Source organism: Mesobacillus persicus (assembly GCF_900109925.1).
In the GTDB taxonomy this organism is placed as follows: domain Bacteria; phylum Bacillota; class Bacilli; order Bacillales; family Cytobacillaceae; genus Mesobacillus_B; species Mesobacillus_B persicus.
Map to the genome: position 1 here is coordinate 43,585 of NZ_FOBW01000001.1, position 19,120 is coordinate 62,704.

Annotated in this window: 18 protein-coding genes; 12 read left to right on the forward strand and 6 right to left on the reverse strand. The window is 40.5% G+C overall.

Going from position 1 to position 19,120, the window contains the following annotated elements; genetic code table 11:
- Positions 1–184: 184 nt before the first annotated feature.
- Positions 185–1,567 carry an MFS transporter gene (locus BMX30_RS00255; RefSeq protein WP_244532467.1) on the reverse strand — a complete coding sequence of 461 codons (1,383 nt, stop codon included), beginning with the start codon at positions 1,565–1,567 and terminating at the stop codon, positions 185–187.
- Between the two features lie 857 nt (positions 1,568–2,424).
- Between BMX30_RS00255 and BMX30_RS00260 the strand changes: the two genes are divergently transcribed.
- The 4 genes from BMX30_RS00260 to BMX30_RS00275 all read left to right on the forward strand — a co-directional run bounded on the left by BMX30_RS00260 (position 2,425) and on the right by BMX30_RS00275 (position 7,965).
- On the forward strand, positions 2,425–4,275 hold the full coding sequence (locus BMX30_RS00260; RefSeq protein WP_090740010.1) for an assimilatory sulfite reductase (NADPH) flavoprotein subunit: 1,851 nt from the start codon (positions 2,425–2,427) through the stop codon (positions 4,273–4,275).
- 26 nt (positions 4,276–4,301) lie between these two features.
- Positions 4,302–6,023 carry an assimilatory sulfite reductase (NADPH) hemoprotein subunit gene (gene cysI, locus BMX30_RS00265; protein WP_090740012.1) on the forward strand — a complete coding sequence of 574 codons (1,722 nt, stop codon included), beginning with the start codon at positions 4,302–4,304 and terminating at the stop codon, positions 6,021–6,023.
- Between the two features lie 259 nt (positions 6,024–6,282).
- Positions 6,283–6,888, forward strand: coding sequence for a hypothetical protein (locus tag BMX30_RS00270; protein ID WP_090740015.1), 606 nt, complete (start codon positions 6,283–6,285; stop codon positions 6,886–6,888).
- 21 nt (positions 6,889–6,909) lie between these two features.
- Positions 6,910–7,965, forward strand: a complete 1,056-nt coding sequence (locus BMX30_RS00275) for an alpha/beta fold hydrolase (RefSeq protein WP_090740018.1) — start codon at positions 6,910–6,912, stop codon at positions 7,963–7,965.
- A gap of 104 nt (positions 7,966–8,069) precedes the next feature.
- Here BMX30_RS00275 and BMX30_RS00280 read toward each other — a convergent pair whose 3' ends face one another.
- The gene (locus BMX30_RS00280) at positions 8,070–8,243 is read right to left on the reverse strand and encodes an aspartyl-phosphate phosphatase Spo0E family protein (protein WP_090740020.1); all 174 of its coding nucleotides are present in this window, start codon (positions 8,241–8,243) and stop codon (positions 8,070–8,072) included.
- A 470-nt stretch (positions 8,244–8,713) separates the two neighbouring features.
- Here BMX30_RS00280 and BMX30_RS00285 point away from each other — a divergent pair, with 470 nt between their 5' ends.
- The 4 genes from BMX30_RS00285 to BMX30_RS00290 all read left to right on the forward strand — a co-directional run bounded on the left by BMX30_RS00285 (position 8,714) and on the right by BMX30_RS00290 (position 9,725).
- Positions 8,714–8,890: a DUF2187 family protein gene (locus BMX30_RS00285; protein ID WP_090740024.1), complete on the forward strand. Its 177-nt coding sequence runs from the start codon at positions 8,714–8,716 to the stop codon at positions 8,888–8,890.
- A gap of 156 nt (positions 8,891–9,046) precedes the next feature.
- Positions 9,047–9,196: a hypothetical protein gene (locus BMX30_RS23290; protein WP_170843743.1), complete on the forward strand. Its 150-nt coding sequence runs from the start codon at positions 9,047–9,049 to the stop codon at positions 9,194–9,196.
- A gap of 51 nt (positions 9,197–9,247) precedes the next feature.
- Positions 9,248–9,403: a hypothetical protein gene (locus BMX30_RS23295; protein ID WP_170843744.1), complete on the forward strand. Its 156-nt coding sequence runs from the start codon at positions 9,248–9,250 to the stop codon at positions 9,401–9,403.
- Between the two features lie 121 nt (positions 9,404–9,524).
- Positions 9,525–9,725, forward strand: a complete 201-nt coding sequence (locus tag BMX30_RS00290; protein ID WP_090740027.1) for a hypothetical protein — start codon at positions 9,525–9,527, stop codon at positions 9,723–9,725.
- Positions 9,726–9,855: 130 nt separating this feature from the next.
- On the opposite strand, the gene BMX30_RS00295 is transcribed toward BMX30_RS00290, so the two are convergent.
- Positions 9,856–10,344 (reverse strand): HIT family protein, encoded by a 489-nt coding sequence (locus tag BMX30_RS00295; RefSeq protein WP_090740030.1) that lies wholly within the window; start codon positions 10,342–10,344, stop codon positions 9,856–9,858.
- A 577-nt stretch (positions 10,345–10,921) separates the two neighbouring features.
- Between BMX30_RS00295 and BMX30_RS00300 the strand changes: the two genes are divergently transcribed.
- Complete coding sequence (locus BMX30_RS00300) at positions 10,922–11,965, forward strand: ATP synthase beta subunit C-terminal domain-containing protein (protein ID WP_090740031.1); 1,044 nt, start codon at positions 10,922–10,924, stop codon at positions 11,963–11,965.
- Positions 11,966–12,032: 67 nt separating this feature from the next.
- Here BMX30_RS00300 and BMX30_RS00305 read toward each other — a convergent pair whose 3' ends face one another.
- The 3 genes from BMX30_RS00305 to BMX30_RS00315 are packed head-to-tail and all read right to left on the reverse strand — an operon-like array spanning position 12,033 to position 15,311.
- Complete coding sequence (locus BMX30_RS00305) at positions 12,033–13,403, reverse strand: aldehyde dehydrogenase (protein ID WP_090740034.1); 1,371 nt, start codon at positions 13,401–13,403, stop codon at positions 12,033–12,035.
- Positions 13,404–13,454: 51 nt separating this feature from the next.
- A complete protein-coding gene (locus tag BMX30_RS00310) occupies positions 13,455–14,654 on the reverse strand; it encodes an iron-containing alcohol dehydrogenase (protein WP_090740037.1) in 1,200 nt (399 codons plus the stop codon).
- A gap of 39 nt (positions 14,655–14,693) precedes the next feature.
- Positions 14,694–15,311, reverse strand: a complete 618-nt coding sequence (locus tag BMX30_RS00315; protein ID WP_170843745.1) for a TetR/AcrR family transcriptional regulator — start codon at positions 15,309–15,311, stop codon at positions 14,694–14,696.
- Between the two features lie 184 nt (positions 15,312–15,495).
- Between BMX30_RS00315 and pdhA the strand changes: the two genes are divergently transcribed.
- The 3 genes from pdhA to BMX30_RS00330 all read left to right on the forward strand — a co-directional run bounded on the left by pdhA (position 15,496) and on the right by BMX30_RS00330 (position 19,073).
- On the forward strand, positions 15,496–16,563 hold the full coding sequence (pdhA, locus tag BMX30_RS00320) for a pyruvate dehydrogenase (acetyl-transferring) E1 component subunit alpha (protein ID WP_090740042.1): 1,068 nt from the start codon (positions 15,496–15,498) through the stop codon (positions 16,561–16,563).
- On the forward strand, positions 16,560–17,540 hold the full coding sequence (locus BMX30_RS00325; RefSeq protein ID WP_090740046.1) for an alpha-ketoacid dehydrogenase subunit beta: 981 nt from the start codon (positions 16,560–16,562) through the stop codon (positions 17,538–17,540). Before pdhA ends, BMX30_RS00325 begins: the two co-directional genes overlap by 4 nt.
- 195 nt (positions 17,541–17,735) lie before the next feature.
- A complete protein-coding gene (locus BMX30_RS00330) occupies positions 17,736–19,073 on the forward strand; it encodes a dihydrolipoamide acetyltransferase family protein (RefSeq protein WP_090740048.1) in 1,338 nt (445 codons plus the stop codon).
- Positions 19,074–19,120: the final 47 nt, after the last annotated feature.

The window sequence follows — 19,120 nt, forward strand, 5'->3', positions numbered from 1 at the left end:
TACAGGGTCTGTTTTCGTGTAAGTATTTGGTCCATTAGATAACAGGAAAACGGTCATGTTGTGTGTTCCATGAAACTATTCATGGGGCACTTTTTTTGTGCAGTTTCCACCCATCTGGGGGAATAGTCACAAATACAAAAAAAGCAGAGAGATAGGGTAAAGTCAGTTCTCTCTGCTTCATCGCTTATTTTATTTTACGTTTGTGTAAATCAGCAAGGATTTGCGGGTATAGTTTATCGAGTTTGTACATTGACATTAAGATTGCCTGAAGAACTGCTAAACCTAATGGGAGGTAGATATTTAGAACAATTATCATCGATGTTGCTGCGGGTGTTTGTTCTTCCGCGGCACCTACATAACCTCCAAATGCCAGTAACCAACCGATCAAGGCCCCACCAAGACCGGCGCCCACTTTCATTCCAAAACTAGCTGCACTATTTACAAGACCTTGTGTTCTAAAGCCGAATTTCCATTCTCCATATTCAGCGGTGTCATTGATCATGGCATATAAGAACATAATGGTAGGGACTAAGCCAAAACCTTGAACGACTGTTCCTGTAAGGAAGATTGGAAGACTTGTTAGGTCAATTAATTTAATAATTGGGCCGAAAATACCAATAATTGAGACAATAAGAGCAATATTCCGCTTTCCAAATTTGTCAGTAAGTTTTGCTGCAAAGAAAAATCCAATCATAGATGGTAAAAACAACAATAAGCTAGCGATAGAAAAATAAGCGGCATTCCCCAGGATGTACGTTGTATAGTACAATCCTGCTCCTGTTACGAGGGCATTAAGCGTATATGTGATAACACAGTAAAGGGTCATGATCAGCCAATACTTGTTTGTGAATAAGGCCTTTAATCCGATTTTAAGTGGAACGATCTCTTTGTTTAGGGCAGCAGAGCCCTGTCCAACTCGTTCCTTTGTTGACCGGAAAGCTAGATAACTTGTTACCATGATCGTGACCCCACTAAATGCGGCAACGACCGTCCATCCTGTTTTCCCCCCGATCGCACTTGCTACAGGCTGAGCTAGGATCATAATTGAGAGTGTAGCCAACATCGTAAAAATGCCAGTATAAATGTTAAGGATTGAACGCCCCTGAGGTTCTTGTGTCATTAGACCAAGCAGCGTTTTGAAAGGAATCGAGATGGCTGTATAAACCAAAATTACGAGAATATAAGTCACATAGGCATAAACGATTTTACCAGAAGTACCAATATCTGGAACTGAGAAGAGTAGAATCGTGGCTAAACCGAGTGGTACCCCCATCCATAATAACCAAGGACGAGCCTTTCCATGTTTGGATTTCGTTCGGTCTACGAGCGTACCCATTCCAATATCCGTTACCCCGTCAAACAGCCGGGCAACAAGCATAAGTGTTCCGACTACCCCAGCGGATATTCCGGCCACATCTGTGTAGTAATAGGTCAAAAACGTTCCCACTAATGTCCAGGTTAATATTACCCCAAAAAAACCAAGTCCATAATTCACCATCTCCTTATGACCTGGTCTTTCAACTTGAACTACTGTTGATGGTTGAACCTGTTGTTTTTCTGCAATCATTTCTACATCCCCCTGTAAGTGTAATCTTTCTATCGTTGTATGCGGTTACATTTCACCTAAAAATGAAACGTACTAACCGTTCGGTATGTAAAGTATAACTCACATTTTCAGATAATTCTACATATTTTTTATAGTTTTTATTTTTAATTTTTAAGGGTGTTATAAAGGATGATTCGAAAGGTAAGTGTTGTGAAAATAGAAACCTGTTAATAATCAACGAGAACTCGTCTTCATTAAGACGTTAAAGATGAAAGTGGGCGAGGAATTAGTGGAAACCATCTTCATTTAATAATGAAGATGAAACCCAGTCAACATCAACTTTGAGGATGCCCTGCTAACGCTATGGGTACTCTGGTTTCGAAAGGCTCAGAGGGTACCTACGAAAACATATGGATTAGGTTCCGAAGGTTTCAGAGGGAGCTACGAATTTCAAGTGGATTGGGTTTCGAAGGTTTCAGAGGGAGCTTGCGAATGCCAAGGGAATGCGGTTCTAAAGGGGATTGAGAGATATCCCTAAAGTGATTATTCAGTAAATGAAAAAAATGATTGGATCTTTTCAGAGATTGAAACTCTAGATTTGATTTAAAATAAAGTATTCCTATTTGTTCACTTGTATTTATTTTAAAAATGAGCTTTTAATGATAAAATGAATAACGAGAGGAGAAGAAGCTACATGGGGTCAATTAAAAAGTTAGACAAAATAATCGTTTAATGTATAAAACCGACTTGACTTATAGGAATAGTAAAATTATTATAAACTTAATCATTTTTTGACTTTAAACTTATTTTGCATTATGAATCTAGCGAAATAATGACAAAGTACGACAAGTATAGAATCCTTTGTGAGGTGGATATTGTTGCAACTTCAGGTATTGAACAGTCCGTTTAACCAGGAGCAGGCAGAGCTCCTTAACCGTCTTCTGCCGACCTTAACTGAATCACAAAAAGTCTGGTTGAGTGGTTTTCTTGCTGCCTCTCAGTCGGTTTCCTCAGCTGCTGCACCTATAGATACACCATTAGCACAAGCGGTAGAACACCCTAACCAGAACAAAATGCAAGCAATTTCTAAAGAGGTGACGGTTCTTTACGGTTCACAAACAGGAAATGCGCAAGGGCTTGCAAAAAAGGCAGCTAGCAAGCTTGAAGAGAAAGATTTCCAAGTTACGGTTTCGTCGATGAGCGATTTCAAACCGAATAACTTAAAGAAAGTAAAGAACCTACTCATTCTTGTTAGTACACATGGGGAAGGGGACCCGCCAGATAATGCGCTGTCTTTCCATGAATTTCTGCACGGAAGACGAGCACCTAAGCTAGAAGATCTCCATTTCTCTGTATTATCACTTGGGGACAGCTCGTATGAGTTTTTCTGTGAGACAGGAAAACAATTTGATCAGCGACTTGAAGAACTTGGAGGTACGAGGCTTTATCCGCGTTTTGATTGCGACCTGGATTTTGATGAGCCGGCGGCGGAGTGGCTTGAAGGTGTCCTTAGCAGTTTAACTGAAGTGCAGGGCGGAACCGAAGCCCAATCAGGAAATGCATCTCCTGACGTTCCAACGACAACTCAAGTGGCTGAATCTGTGTACTCGCGAACGAATCCATTTAAAGCTGAAGTTCTTGAAAATTTAAACATAAATGGTCGTGGTTCCAATAAAGAAACACGCCATCTTGAATTATCACTAGAAGGGTCTGGTCTTTCCTTTAAACCCGGAGATAGCCTAGGAGTCTATCCTGAGAATGACCCCGAACTAGTACAAATGTTAATTGAAACATTGAACTGGAGCCCAGAACAAACGGTGACCATTAATAAACAGGGTGACATCCGCTCCTTAAAAGAAGCGCTGATTTCCTATTATGAAATTACTGTTTTAACAAAGCCACTATTACAAAAGGTGGCTGACCTTTCGAAGCATGAAGATTTGCATGCGCTTTTGGCTAAAGGAAATGAAGAACAACTTAAAGCCTATATCGATGGCCGTGATTTGCTTGATTTAGTTCGTGACTTCGGACCATGGGGGAGCTCGGCACAAGAGTTCGTTTCCATTCTTCGAAAAATGCCATCTCGGTTATATTCAATAGCCAGCAGTTTAACGTCCAATCCAGATGAAGTTCATTTAACGATTGGCGCTGTCCGCTACGATGCACATGGCCGCGAGCGCAAAGGGGTTGCCTCTATTCTATGTGCAGAGCGTATACAACCAGGGGACACTTTGCCTGTTTATATTCAACATAACGATAACTTCGCTCTTCCAGAGAATCCGGAAACGCCAATAATTATGGTGGGACCGGGAACAGGTGTAGCGCCTTTCCGTTCGTTTATGCAGGAGCGAGAAGAAATTGGCGCAGAGGGAAAGTCTTGGATGTTCTTCGGAGATCAGCATTTTGTCACGGATTTCCTTTATCAAACAGAATGGCAGCAGTGGTTGAAAGACGGTGTCTTAACGAAAATGGATGTCGCATTTTCTCGTGATACGGACGAAAAGGTCTATGTGCAACACAGGATGCTTGAGCAAAGCCAGGAGTTATTCGCATGGCTACAAGAAGGAGCAGTGGTATACATCTGCGGGGATGAGAAGAACATGGCCCATGACGTCCACAATACCTTGATTGAAATTATTGAAAAAGAAGGCAGTATGAGCCGTGAAGAAGCGGAAAACTATCTAGCCGAGATGCAACAGCAAAAACGTTATCAACGTGATGTATACTGATTGGATTTGAAAGGAGATTTATCAACATGGTGAAACAAATTTTAGCAAGACCAGATGGCCCACCAAGCGATGTTGAGGACATAAAAGAACGAAGCGATTATTTGCGTGGGACATTAAAAGAAGTCATGCTAGATCGTATTAGCGCAGGAATTCCTGACGATGACAACCGATTAATGAAACATCATGGGAGCTACTTACAGGATGACCGTGATGTGCGGAATGAACGTCAGAAGCAAAAGTTAGAACCAGCGTATCAATTTATGCTTCGCGTTCGTATGCCCGGTGGTGTATCAACCCCATCTCAATGGCTAGTAATGGATGATTTGGCTGATAAATATGGAAACGGAACGTTAAAGCTAACAACACGTGAGACCTTTCAAATGCATGGAATTTTAAAATGGAATATGAAAAACACGATTCAGGAAATCAACGGCGCCCTTTTAGATACCATTGCTGCCTGTGGGGATGTGAACCGTAATGTCATGTGTACATCGAACCCCTACCAATCTGAGATACATGCTGAAGTTTATGAATGGTCGAAAAAATTAAGCGATGATTTATTACCACGCACGAGAGCTTATCATGAAATCTGGCTCGATGAGGAAAAAGTGGCTGGCACTCCGGACGTAGAGGAAGAAGTGGAACCTATGTATGGCCCACTCTACTTGCCTCGTAAGTTTAAGATTGGAATTGCTGTTCCACCATCAAATGATATTGATGTTTTCTCACAGGATCTTGGATTTATTGCGGTTATTGAAGACGATAAGCTAGTCGGATTTAACGTCGCAATTGGTGGAGGGATGGGCATGTCCCATGGGGATACATCTACGTATCCACAGCTTGCCAAAGTAATTGGTTTCTGTCAGCCAGATAAACTCTATGAGGTTGCCGAAAAGGTTATTACAATCCAACGTGATTACGGGAATCGTTCCGCACGTAAAAATGCTCGCTTCAAATATACAGTCGATCGACTAGGGTTAAATACTGTGAAGGAAGAATTGGAAAACCGCCTTGGCTGGACTTTAGGGGAGGCTAAAGCCTATCAGTTTGACCATAACGGTGACAGATATGGCTGGGTTAAAGGTGTAAAAGGTAAATGGCACTTAACGTTATTTATTGAAGGTGGACGCATTGCAGATTTTGACGATTATAAGTTGAAGACAGGCTTGCGTGAAATTGCTAAAATCCATACAGGGGATTTCCGCTTAACCTCAAATCAAAACCTGATAATCGGGGATGTTTCTACTCAGAAAAAGAAAAAAATAATCGAATTGGTGGAAAAATACGGTTTAACGGATGGCCAGCAATATTCGGCGCTGCGCCGCAGTTCGATGGCTTGTGTTGCTCTTCCAACATGTGGATTAGCAATGGCAGAAGCAGAACGTTATTTGCCCACTCTAGTAGATAAAATAGATGAAATAATTGAAGCAAACGGCCTACACAACGAAGAAATTACGATACGGATGACCGGGTGTCCAAATGGCTGTGCTCGTCACGCCCTTGGTGAAATTGGTTTTATCGGAAAAGCTCCTGGCAAATACAATATGTATTTAGGTGCAGCTTTCGATGGTAGTCGCTTAAGCAAAATGTATCGGGAAAACATTGGTGAAGAAGAAATCTTAAATGAACTTCAACAGATCCTTCCACGTTATGCAAAAGAACGTGAGGATGGAGAGCACTTTGGAGACTTTGTCATCCGTGCTGGTATCATTAAAGCAACAACTGACGGTACGAATTTTCATGAATAATAGTTAAAAAGGCAGGTTATTCAACCTGCCTTTTTTAATGTTTTCAAAATATTCATTTTTACACAAAAAAGTATATTGTATTCCTCATGTCTTACGGTGTAAAATTATGGAGAAATTAGGAATTTTTAAGGGAAATTAAATGTATGGGCGTGATAATGGGTGCATATAAGATGTTAGCTATTGTCACCAAAGGATTTATTTTTTTGAAATAAAAATGAATGACTATTCATTCGAGACAAATTAATAGGGGTGAAGGGAAATGTCTGATGAAAATATGAATAATCCTTATGAGTCTTTTAGACGATTAAGTGAAATGTGGGAAAAAGGCTTAAATGACCTATTGATTCAATCAATCGACAATCGTGAGTTGATTCGCATGACACAACTTGGGGTTGGGGTTCACTCAAGGTATATAGAGAGGCTAAAAAGAAATCAGGAATTGATGGCTAATATCATGAACATTCCTACTAAAAATGATGTAGCGAATGTAGCAAAGCTTACTGTACAAGCAGAAGAAAAGGTAGACACTCTCCAACAGCAAATTTGGAGTTTACAAGATAGCTTCGCTCTAGCGAATCAAGAGCAACACAAGCTTCTTGCTGAAATCATGGAATTTACCAAACAACTCCATACTGAATGGGTTCATTCGGCAAAGGATTTAGCAGAAGCTAAAAAAATCACCACCGAAATGAAGAAAATGAGGCAAGAGCTTGTAGAGGCAAGGGACTTGAAGACAAACCTTTTAGAATTAAAGCAGGAACTCATTCATTTTTCTGATCTGAAAAATGAAGTCAATGTTTTAAGAGAGCTATTGAAAAAGGAAAAAGAAGATACTGCACTAGCTGTAGCAGGTGCAAAAGAATAACCTGAGGGGGAGTAGGACGGTATGGCGGCAATCACTCGATTCAAACTACCAGTAACGAATTTAGAAACAGAACGTGAACGTTGGCATCAACTTTATAATGTTTTACATGAGCCAAAGCCTGAAATCAAGTCTTCACCTAGACAGTCAGTCTGGAGGAAGAACAAGTCAGTTTTATGGTTTTATCCGGCTCAAGAGAAAAAACACGATGTTCCTATCTTTATGGTTTATTCGCTTCTAAACAAACCGTATATCCTTGATATTTCAGAGGAAACTAGCGTGATTGGAAACCTCAATAAACAGGGGTATGATGTCTATATGTTTGATTGGGGTTCGCCGGGGCTAGAAGACAAGGGAATAACCTTGGATAACTACGTTCTAGATTATTTGGAAATGGCAGTTAGGGTAGCTTTACGACATGCTAAAGCCCCGGAGATTTCCTTAGTTGGTTACTGTATAGGTGGGACTTTGTCGGCTATGCTGGCTTCGATAACAGATCTGCCAATTAAAAATTTAGTTTTAGCAGCTGTTCCCATTGACTATAGCGATTTTATTTTACCTGATAAATGGGTTAAAGCCATGCATGACGGAACCTTAAGTCTGGATCGAATGATTGATGCTTACGAAGTTATCCCTTCCGAATTTTTGTATACAACCTTTTTAGCTCTACAGGGTTTCAACATCGGACCTAATGTTAACTTAGTTACTCGGGCACATGATAGAAAATATGTTGATAAATGGCGGAGAATGGACAAGTGGACGAGGGATGCGGTTACGTTTTCGGGAGCTGCCTTCAAGCAAATGCTAAATGACTTATACAAAGATAACAAGCTTGTTAAAGGAGAAATGACTCTTGCTGGAAAGAAAGTAGACTTAAGCAAAATTAAATGCAGCCTTCTTGTCATTACGTCTACCAGGGATGAGCTAGTACTAGAAAGCCAGAGTCTCCCTGTTATGGAGCTTGTTTCAAGTGAAGACAAAACGTATCAGCTTGTGGAAGCTGGACATGTGTCAATTTGTTTGACAGGCCAGTTCGCTTTTGCTGTTGAACCATGGCTTTCTACTCGGTCCAAGTTTTAGGGAGATTAATATAAGAAGAATTGAAAAAGCGGGAAGACATTATCATGTCCTCCCGTTTTATTTTATATATAAGACAAATTAAATCGCCATAAATAAACAATGTCTTAAATAGGATATTGTTCAAGATTATTTTTCATAGCAAGAGTAATTAGTTTGTCTAAATCTTGGCTTATTTTTAATGTTTCATGGGAGGAGATCCCTGTTATAGAGGCAGTATGGGTCATTTCTAACCGTTTCACTTCAATCGACCGTTCAAGGTTTACGTGATTGTTTACCATTAAAGCACCTCCAGATTTTTAATCACCAATCAATATTGTCACCATATAAATCCATATTACAAGGTATAGATTACTAGTTTTAACCGAATTGATGAAATTTTTGTGTCAGTTTTTATTTTGCTGAATAGATTAGTTACAAATGTAAGCGTATACATTTTTTCGAATATATGACAAGTACTAAGAATAAAAATCTTATACAAAGCTTTTTTGAATAGAAAAGGCAAGAAAATAAGGTGCATTAAATGTGCCAATTCAAATAGTATGTTCTTTAACCAAATTTTCAGGGACAAACAATATTCGAACAAAGAAAAATCCTGTTAGAAATGTTTACAAAACCAGTGACTTTTCACTCTAGTTATATTATATTTTGATTAGTCAGAATTTTTAATTAATGTTTGGTAAACATGCATTTTTATTTTTTTAAAATATGTAAGAGCAAATAAAAGTTTATTTGAAAAGGAGATGTCGATATGGGGACTAGAAAAGCAGTTGTTGGTGATAAAATTATCTCAGTTAAAGGGATTAAAGGCAAAGTCGAAAAGGTAAAAGAGAATTCTGTTATTGTTGAAATTATCGAGAATTTATCTGAGTATGAGTTCATGAATAACCGGACAGTTGTTTCCCATAAAAATTATATGGTTATATGAACATTTGATGAGTTTTAATATTTAGACTAATATTTGCCTTTCTCAAGGTTAAATCCACTTTAGGATTTCAACAATCCTTACGAAAACAGCCTAACATAATATTTCTTTATATTGGAAAACTATGCCCATCTTCAAAATAGTGGGAGGTAGTTTGCGATGGATAAGGAAAAGCTTGATGAACTTCTTCGTGAATATGGATATCCGCAAGAGGCAATTAATCGGTTTATGAAGGAAACTGAGGAATTAGACTTTGAGGAAGCAAAGAAACGAATCATGCCTTATCGGGACATAACAGCTGATAGATAGAAAACGAAGCGGTGGCTTATTATTCGATTTACTTAGAAGAAAGGTGATCCAATGACCAAAAAGCAAGAGCGCAAGGAGCAGGAACATAAAAAGCCTGAAAACGGACTTTATGGGATAGATGCAGACACCAGCTTGCAGTCAGTTAACTTCGCGACAACCGAGAATGCCTATTTGAACGAGCATTTTCAAGAGGAAGCGGATGATTAATGATTATTTTGAGGCTTGTAAGAGGTAACCAACCTTTTTACAGGCTTTTTTGCCTTTTCTACCAATTTTATGACATTTTTGTAGTTGAAGATGTTACAATGTAGGGGTTAGGGGGGATTGTATGGTTATTCAGTCAAATATGTCTTCGAAAGCAATCATCGAAATTTGGGGAACGACAATAGATGTGTTTAAAAAGTTTAATGTCCCGATTGCTGGGGATCCGCTTAAGACACTAGTTGATGATGACAAACTTCCAGAGATACTTAAAGAACTGAACCAAACAATTGGGAGCTCTAGTGTTACTTGTACCGAAGGTGGTTGACATATACAGTTGGATAGGGTAGGTAACCCCAGTTAAATAACTCGTTGTTCGTTAAAATCTGACTATTTTTATATAATAAAATAATACGAAAAAGACTTGAGGAATGTAAGCCTTAAGTCTTTTTTTAGTATTAGAATGAGGTTAGAGCGATTTTTAATTTTTTAGTCGCTTCAAGCACCACTCTAATATTTTCATGATTGTTCATTTTGTGTCTAGCATGGAGCAGGACAGGTCGTACGGATTCCACCGATCGTCCAAACTCGTTCATCCACTCATATCTTGGAACCATCCAAGTATGAAAGTGGTGGGTCGTATCTTCATTATAAAAATAATAAACATGTTCGATACCTAAAACTTCCCGTTGCGCCTTCCTAATTTTCGTGATGGTATTTATATAATCAAGCTTCTCCTCATCAGTCAGTTCATCAAAACTCTTAATATGTCGTTTGGAAGCGAGGATGATTAAGCCTTTAATTGGATAGGCAACATCTTGATGGGCATGAAAATGATTGGTTTCAATCACCGCACCTCCATCTGGCTTAACCAAACCGCTAGTTAAAGCACAGCTTAGACATTCAACCTCGACCGTTTTTCCAGTTGATAAAGTAATACTTCTCATTCGATGCCCTCCTTCATTGAATTCTAGTGATTCACACTAGGCTTATTGCTGCCTTATTAATTATAATTCTTTTTTATTGAGACATTCAGTTTAATTACAACAACCTACCTCTGTATTTCTAAATATTGCTGACGTAGGCTTACTGTGAAATCCTTTATGTAAGGGTTAACTTTTTTCTGGATTTTCCTTGTTTTCTAGGACTTTTTAAATAACGCTCTTTTCGGAAGAATTCCGCTTAGTTAGTAATTTTTATAAAAAATAGCTTAGTTAGACGGAGAAATTCCGCTTATTGACTCGAAAAACGTGAAAATGTGGCATTTTGCTTGCATAACCGGAAAATCTCCCCTTATTTACCTAGAAACGAGCTCCATTCTGTAATTAACCGGAGAACCTCCGCTTATTTTTCTTTTGCTGGTTTATCAATATTTCAAAAAGCAACAAACTTTGAGAAGAGAGCCTTAAATAAAGATTAGCAACAGTCATCTAGATTGTTAAAAAAATAATTACGTTTAAAAGTAACTACCGCTTGCTCTTTAGAGTAATATGTATTACTTTTAAAAGTAAGGAGGGGAATAAAATGGAAAACTTAAGATTAAATGTTCCGTTGCTAAGGCGAAGGGTACCAAATCTTACGAGTGCTGCACGTTCAGTTGGATTAAGGCCTGCAACAGTTTCAAACCTGTGTACAGGCAAAATACCAGTTGGCCGCTCCGAGGTGCGTACCTTAGTGGCACTTGCGTCATTGGCCCAATGTACTTTAGACGAGTTAATTTTGAGAGGGGAGACGGTTGAAATGATTGAAACGAAAATTAAAACATTAGATTTGTTTGCGCCTATTGTTAAAGGGGGAACGGTTGGACTTGTTGCTCGACCAGGTATGGGGCAATTAGTTGTGCTTACTGAGTTGTTTTACAGATTAACAAGAGAAGGATATAAAACCATCTTTCTAAAACCCCAGGAAAACTATCCCGAATTAAGTGACACGATTAGTGAAGTAGATATAGTAGTTGACTCCATTGAAAAAGCGTTTGAAGACATCAAGGCAGTCGGAGGAAGTCATGATGTGATTTTTGCTGCCGATCGGTCGCATGTTCTGACCGGAGAAATCTATGACTTGCAACAAAAGATAGAGGAAGCCGGTGTTCAATCGGTGACGACCTTCCTTCTTGATTTAAAAGGAGCGTCTGTTGATGAGGATTTACCATATGGTCCATTAGAAACATTATGGCAATTTGACGCCGACCTATCTGCTCGTCATAAATATCCAGCTGTTAACCCAATTTACTCAACATCATCCGTATTAGAAGGAGCCCACCTAGATCAAACCCATCTTACCATTCAACAAAGAGCCCAAAAACTTTTGCGCCGTTACCGTGAATTACGTTCGCTGGTTAATGTAAAAGGGATAGACGGAATCCCGGCTTCAGAAATTCAAGTCTTCAATCGAGGGGAACGCTTAGAAGCCTACCTTACCCAGCCATTTTATGTCGCAGAAACCTTTACAGGGCAAAAAGGAGAAAGTGTCGAGCTTGAAACGACAATTAACGATGTACGGAAGATTATAGACGGAGGGACAGATTCTAAAGAGCTTGAGAAACTGAACTTCATCGGGAGCTTATAAATGCTTCACCAAGAGGCTTTAACCATGAAAATGGAAGGTGCCAGGCACCTTCCATTTTCATGGTAACTTACTTAATGAATTTTTTAATTTTTTTGAGTCCGTCTTTCATATTTGGGTAGCGGAATGGGAGGTCGAATTTGGTTGTTTGTTTTAGAACGCTTTTTTCATGTGAGAATGTGTCAAAGCTACCCTTTCCATGATAGGCTCCAATTCCACTTGTACCGACGCCACCAAACGGGAGGTGGGGGGAACCAAGGTGGTAGACGGTATCATTAATGCAACCACCACCAAACGTTACTTGGTTCAACACTTTGGTCTGTATATCGTCATTTTCCGAAAACAGATATAGCGCTAATGGCTTTGGATGGTTGTCGATTCCTTCAATGGCTTCCGCTAAATTCTCATATTCCAGGATTGGTAGAATCGGTCCAAAGATTTCATCCTCCATGACAGCATCTCCCCAATTGATTTCAGTAAGGACAGTTGGTTCGATCCTTAGCCTCTCAGGGTTAGAGCTTCCTCCAATTAAAACCTTGCCATTATCTAGAAATGTTTTAAGTCGGTTAAAATGCCTTTCACTAACAATTCGTGTGAAATCGGGATTTTCTAATGGCGTATTTCCATATAACTCCTTAATTGCATCTTTAAATAATTCAATAAAGGGATCTCTAATGCGCTTATGAAGGTAAAGATAATCAGGCGCAACACAGGTTTGGCCAGCGTTGACAAACTTGCCCCATGCGATTCGTTTCGCTGCTAACTTCAGATTCGCGTCTTCGTGAACGATACATGGACTCTTTCCACCTAACTCCAAAGTAACTGGAGTTAAGTTTTTAGCCGCAGCTTCCATAATGACCTTCCCAACCGGCACACTCCCGGTAAAAAAGATGTAATCAAACTTTTCTTCAAGCAAAACTTGGCTCGTTTCGACCCCACCTTGAACAACCGCGATAAACTCTTCAGGGAAGGTTTCTGCGATGAGTTGAGCGAACACTTCAGACGTGTTTGGAGTTAACTCTGAAGGTTTAATAACCGCACAATTTCCCGCCGCTATAGCCCCGATTAATGGAGCCACAGCTAGCTGAAATGGATAGTTCCAAGGAGCAATAATAAGCGCTACGCCGTAGGGTTCTGGATAAATATAACTGGCAGACCCAATATGAGTAATAGGCGTTTTAACCTTTCTAGGTTTTGCCCATGATTTTAAGTGGTTTATGGTAAACTTGATTTCTTCAAGTACAATCATGATTTCGGTTGTGTAGGCATCAAATTCTGACTTGTTTAAATCAGAACGTAGGGCTTCCATTAGAGGTTTTTCATAGTCTCTAACGGCACTTCGTAATTTTTCAAGAGCTTCGAGACGGTAAGATAGATCTTTTGTTTTTTCTGTACGGAAGAAGGATTTTTGTCTTGTAAGTAGTGAGCTGTAGTTTTCCATCTACACAGCCTCCTCAATTCAAATAAATTTTTAGCTTAATCATAAGTATACCTAATTTTTAATGATTTGATAGAGAGAATACAAATCCCCTTTGGAGAGTATCTTCGGTACTGGGTAAAGCGGATTCGCTTCTTTGTAGGCCCTGTCAATCATTAACGGAAGATCAGACTCATTAATCCCATTAACCTTATTTGGAATATCCATTTTTTCATTTAATTTCTTAATTGCTTCAATAAACTGTTGGGCTTTTCTTTTGTTCGTGTCATCGGCATGACCAACTCCGACCACATCTGCAAGATCTGCTAAACGTTCATATACACTATCGCCATAGTACTCTAGGACGTGTGGGAGAATAATCGCATTGGCAAGACCATGGGGAACCGAGTAAAAGCCTCCAAGGGTATGAGCAATCGCATGTACATATCCAACATAGGCACGGGTAAAAGCGATTCCCGCCAAATAAGCTGCCCTTTGCATATTTGTTCGGGCCTCAAGGTTCGCCCCATTGTTATAGGCCTCCTCGAGGTTTTGAAAAATTAACTTAACCGCTTCTCGACTACATTGTTCAGTTTCAGCTGTATTGCTCTTGCCAATATATGCTTCAACTGCGTGGGTTAAAGCATCCATGCCTGTTGTTGATGTAATATGTGTGGGGAGGTTAACAGTCAGTAAGGGATCGAGAATCGCATGGTGGGGAATAAGGGACATATCATTAATTGCATACTTCTCATGGGTCTTACTGTTGGAGATGACGGCCGCAACGGTTGCTTCACTCCCAGTACCTGCTGTGGTTGGAACTGCAAACAGGGGAGGAATCTCTTTGCGCACCTTTAATTGCCCCTTTAGCTGGGAAAGCGTCTTATTTGGTCTGGCCACACGGGCGCCAACTGCCTTTGCACAATCCATCGGTGACCCGCCCCCAAAGGCGATAATCGCCTCGCAATGCTTTGCGATATAAATTTTCAAAGCTTCCTCGATGTTTTCGATTGTCGGATTTGGCACTGTCTCGTCGTAAACTGAAAACTCTACCCCTCTCTCTGTTAGGCCTTCAAGCAACCCTTCCATTATTCCAAGGGTGACAATGCCTTGATCAGTGACGATTAATACGTTTTTAATCCCTCTGTCTTTCAACAGGTTCGGGAGCTCAAGTACACTATTTGCTCCTTCCAACAACTCGGGCTTTCGCCAGGGGAGGAGTGGGGAAATCAGTCTGAATGACTTCTGGTACAGCCTGTAATAAAGGGTTTTCATCTAATTATTCCCTCGCTTTCGATTAAATTAATTATCTCTCTACCGATACAAACCGTTCACATACATTTGTGCTAGACTACTAGCGATGACTCGATAGTCCTTATCTGTTTGTTTGAGGGCAACTTTCCACATATACTTTTCACCTGTGTAAAATAACACTCCAGCGACTACTTCAGGATCAAAATCCTTATGTCGTGTTAGACCTTTTTCCATTGCCTGTTTAACATTGTCGGAAATGCGTTCAATGAATTTTTTGATGAAATTCTGCCAGTTTTCATTGATTATATGCGACAACCCGATAGCTTCATGTAAAACTTTCAAAGCCAGTTGATATTTAATTGCAAGTTTAAGAAAGTTTTCTATGTTTCTTTGGGTGACCGCTAGGGACTCCTCCTTCGAATTGACAGTAAATTCTCCATTAGCAATCTGGTAAAACTCCTCCAAAACTTCTTTTATTATCGTTAAAAAAATTTCTTCCTTTCCCCCTGGGAAATGGGTATAAGCAGTTCCATATCCAATTGATGCCTTCTTAGAGACCATGGCAATTGTAGTCTCTTTAAAGCCAAATTCAATGAATAACTTTTTAGCGGATTCAAGGATCTTGGTTCTGGAATGTTCACCTCTGACCTTTCGTTTATCTTCTAGATTGTGGGTCAATTTAATCAACTCCTGCTCCTATTCTTTTTTTGTCGAAATCAAAGGTTTTGTTGTCTGAAAACTTAAAAGATTATAAAAATAAATTGACTCGATCATAACATAGACACTATACTAAAATCAAAAGATATTGACACCATATCAACTTCTTTTTTTATATTAATCTATTTAAGAATGGGGGATTTGTATGTGGTTGGAACCGAATGAAACGATTGTGAACAAGGTTCAGGTTTTGGATGAAACAGGAAAGTTAATTGGATCACACCCTGATGTGAATGATGATGAACTGTTGGCACTATATAAATGGATGGTTCAGGCGAGAACCTTTGACCAGCGCGCGCTTAAGCTACAGCGTCAGGGGAGAATCGGTACATATGCACCAATGATAGGGCAAGAGGCGGCACAGGTTGGAAGCGCTTTCGCTTTGAAGAAACAGGATTGGATTTACCCTAGCTATCGGGAAGTCGGTGCCTGTCTTGTTCACGGAGTGTCAATGGAGAACTTTTTCTTATATACAATGGGCCACATAAAAGGTGGAACTTCAGCACAAGGAACCAATGTTTTTCCTGTACAAATCATTATAGGTGCGCAGTGTTTGCACGCTGTCGGTAGTGCGTGGGCATCAAAGTATAAGGATGAAAGCAGTGTCAGTGTGGCTTACATCGGTGATGGCGGAACATCGCAGGGTGATTTTCATGAGGCGTTGAACTTTGCAGGTGTTTATAAATTGCCTACGGTCTTCTTTGTTCAAAATAACCAATGGGCCATTAGTGTACCTAGGTCGAAACAAACGGCGAGTGCGACGATTGCCCAAAAAGCAGCTGCCTATGGGATCACAGGAATCCAAGTAGATGGAAATGATGTGCTAGCGGTTTACTCAACGATGAAAGAGGCATTAAGACGTGCCCGTGAAGGAAAGCCAGTGTTGGTAGAAGCAGTTACCTATCGTCAAGGTCCGCATACGACAGCTGACGATCCAACCAAGTATCGTCAAAATGGTGAGCTCGAACAATGGCTTGCAAAAGATCCCCTTAAGCGCATGAAAGCCTTTCTTATTGAACGTGGGATTTGGAATGAAGAGTTAGAACAAGTAGAGTTTGAAACTGCAAATGACAAGGTGACAAAGGCATTCGAGATAGCGGCAAGCACTCCTAGCAGTAAAACTGTTGAAGTGTTTGATTTCGTCTATGAACAAAAGCCAAGCCAGCTTGCTGAACAACAAAACTCAATTCAGGTAGAGGGGGTAGTAAAATGACAGCGATGACAATGATTGAAGCGATAAATTTTACGCTAAAAAAAGAAATGGAGCGAGATCAAAATGTCATTTGTTTAGGAGAAGATATTGGGAAAAATGGTGGGGTGTTTCGAGCCACCGATGGCCTGCAAGAACTTTTTGGAGAAAACCGTGTTGTCGATACTCCCATTGCTGAATCCGCAATTGTTGGTGCTGCTGTTGGGATGGCGACAAGAGGGTTGAGGCCAGTAGCTGAAATCCAGTTCCTCGGCTTCATTTATGAAGCGATGGATCAAATGGCAGCACAAGCTTCACGGATTCGCTTTAGATCTGGGGGAACAATTACCGCACCCATGGTTGTTCGTGCACCGTTTGGTGGCGGAGTAAGAACACCTGAGCTTCATTCTGATAGTTTAGAAGGGTTGTTTTTACACTCGCCTGGGATGAAAGTCGTTATGCCAAGCTCAGCCTATGATGCGAAAGGCTTACTGGCATCTGCGATAAGGGATAATGATCCGGTGCTATTCTTGGAACCGATGAAACTATATAGAGCGTTTAAAGAAGAAGTACCTGAAGAGGATTATCTGCTTGGAATTGGTAAGGCAAACATTTTAAAAGAGGGAGAAGACTTAACGATTATTACCTACGGTCCAACGGTACCACTCGTAAAAAATGTCGTTGCAGAAATCGAGAAAACTCAAGGTCTATCAATTGAAATTATCGATTTAAGAACCATTTCCCCTCTAGATGAAGAAACGATTCTTTCTTCTGTCCAGAAAACAGGCCGTGCCGTCATTGTTCATGAAGCGGTGAAAGCGGGAGGACCAGGTGCAGAGATATCAGCGTTGATCAATGAAAAGGCATTATTCCATCTAACTGCTCCAATCATTCGTGTTACCGGGTTCGATACACCATACCCAGTTCCATCGGTTGAAGATGACTGGTTGCCGAATGCGACTAGAATTGGCCAAGGAATAAGAGAAGTGTTATCTCACTAATTTTAAGCTTTGTTAAAGGACACTGTTGATTGGAGCGGAAGGCACTCGACTCCTGCGGGAGTACGGGGCAGGGGAGACCCCACAGGCGCGTTAAGCGCCGAGGAGGCTCCCCGGCACGCCCGCGGAAAGCGAGTGCCTGGAGTGGAAATCAACAACCAAGTTTAACAGAGCAAATTTTAAAAGGAGTTGCATCATATGGCGTACGAATTTAAACTCCCTGACATTGGGGAAGGTTTACATGAGGCACAGGTCCTTGCGTGGTTCATCAAGGTCGGCGACTATGTAAACGAAAATGACAATATTGTTGAGGTTCAAACAGATAAAGCGGTTGTTGAAATCTCTTCCCCTGTATCCGGAACCGTCCAGGCTCTAGGAGCGGAGGAAGGTGAAGTCGTAAAAGTAGGTAATACATTGGTTACGGTCCTTGAGGAGGCTAAAATAGGGAGTCATCCTCAGCAAGAACAAACAGAAAATTCGCCCCAACAAGATTCAACGCATTTAAATTCACTACAAAGTTCAACAGCACAGCAAAAAGAAGTCACAGCTACTCAACCTAAACAACAGCATATTTCAATTCAAGCATCAAATGCACCAGCAACTCGTCCGATAAAAAAACGCGTGATTGCAGCACCGTCTGTTAGAAAGTTGGCTAGAGAATTAGGGATTGATATAACCGATGTTCCCCCAACAGGAAAAGCAGGGAAGGTAACCGATGAAGATGTGCGGAACTTCCAGAGGCAATCGGCACAAGAGACAGCGGCAGCCCTAGCACCTGAAATCGAGGTTAAAGAAACGGAACAGACGGTAGATATACCAAAAGCGTTGGAGAATAGTGATCGTAGAGAAGCAATCCAAGGGATCAGGAAGGTTATCTACGATAATATGAGAAAGTCAAAATCAACAGCCATCCATTGTACAGGAATGGACGAAGTGGTCATCACCAAACTCGTTGACGTGAAAAAACAGCTGCAACCCTATGCTGAAACGATGGGTGTGAAACTGACTTATTTGCCGTTTTTTGTAAAAGCTCTATCGAAAGCATTAAAGCATCACCCGATATTTAATGCATCAGTTGATGATGAAAAAATGGAAATCGTTTACAAAAAAGACATCCATATTGGGATTGCTACCGCAACCAATGAAGGACTGATCGTACCTGTAATTAAACATGCAGATCGCAAGACAGTATTGGAAATTGCTCAAGAAATTCAGGACCTTTCCAAACGATCACGGGAACGTAAGCTAAAACCGGCCGAGTTGACTGGCAGTACGTTTACGATTTCAAACACGGGTGCTAGCGGTGGTTGGTTTGCAACACCAATCATTAATTACCCAGAAGTAGCGATATTAGGAGTACATTCGATAAAGAAACGCCCAATTGTCGTGAACGATGAAATTGTGATTGGGCATGTAATGGGTACGTCGTTAACGTTTGATCATCGCATCATTGATGGTGAGCCGGCGAATAACTTTATGGCACGTGTCCATGCCTATATTGAAAACCCTGAAAGGTTGATTTTAGAGAGTTATTAAATGCTTGTTGGTAGGACGGGCTAGGAACCTATATTAGTAGATTCGGA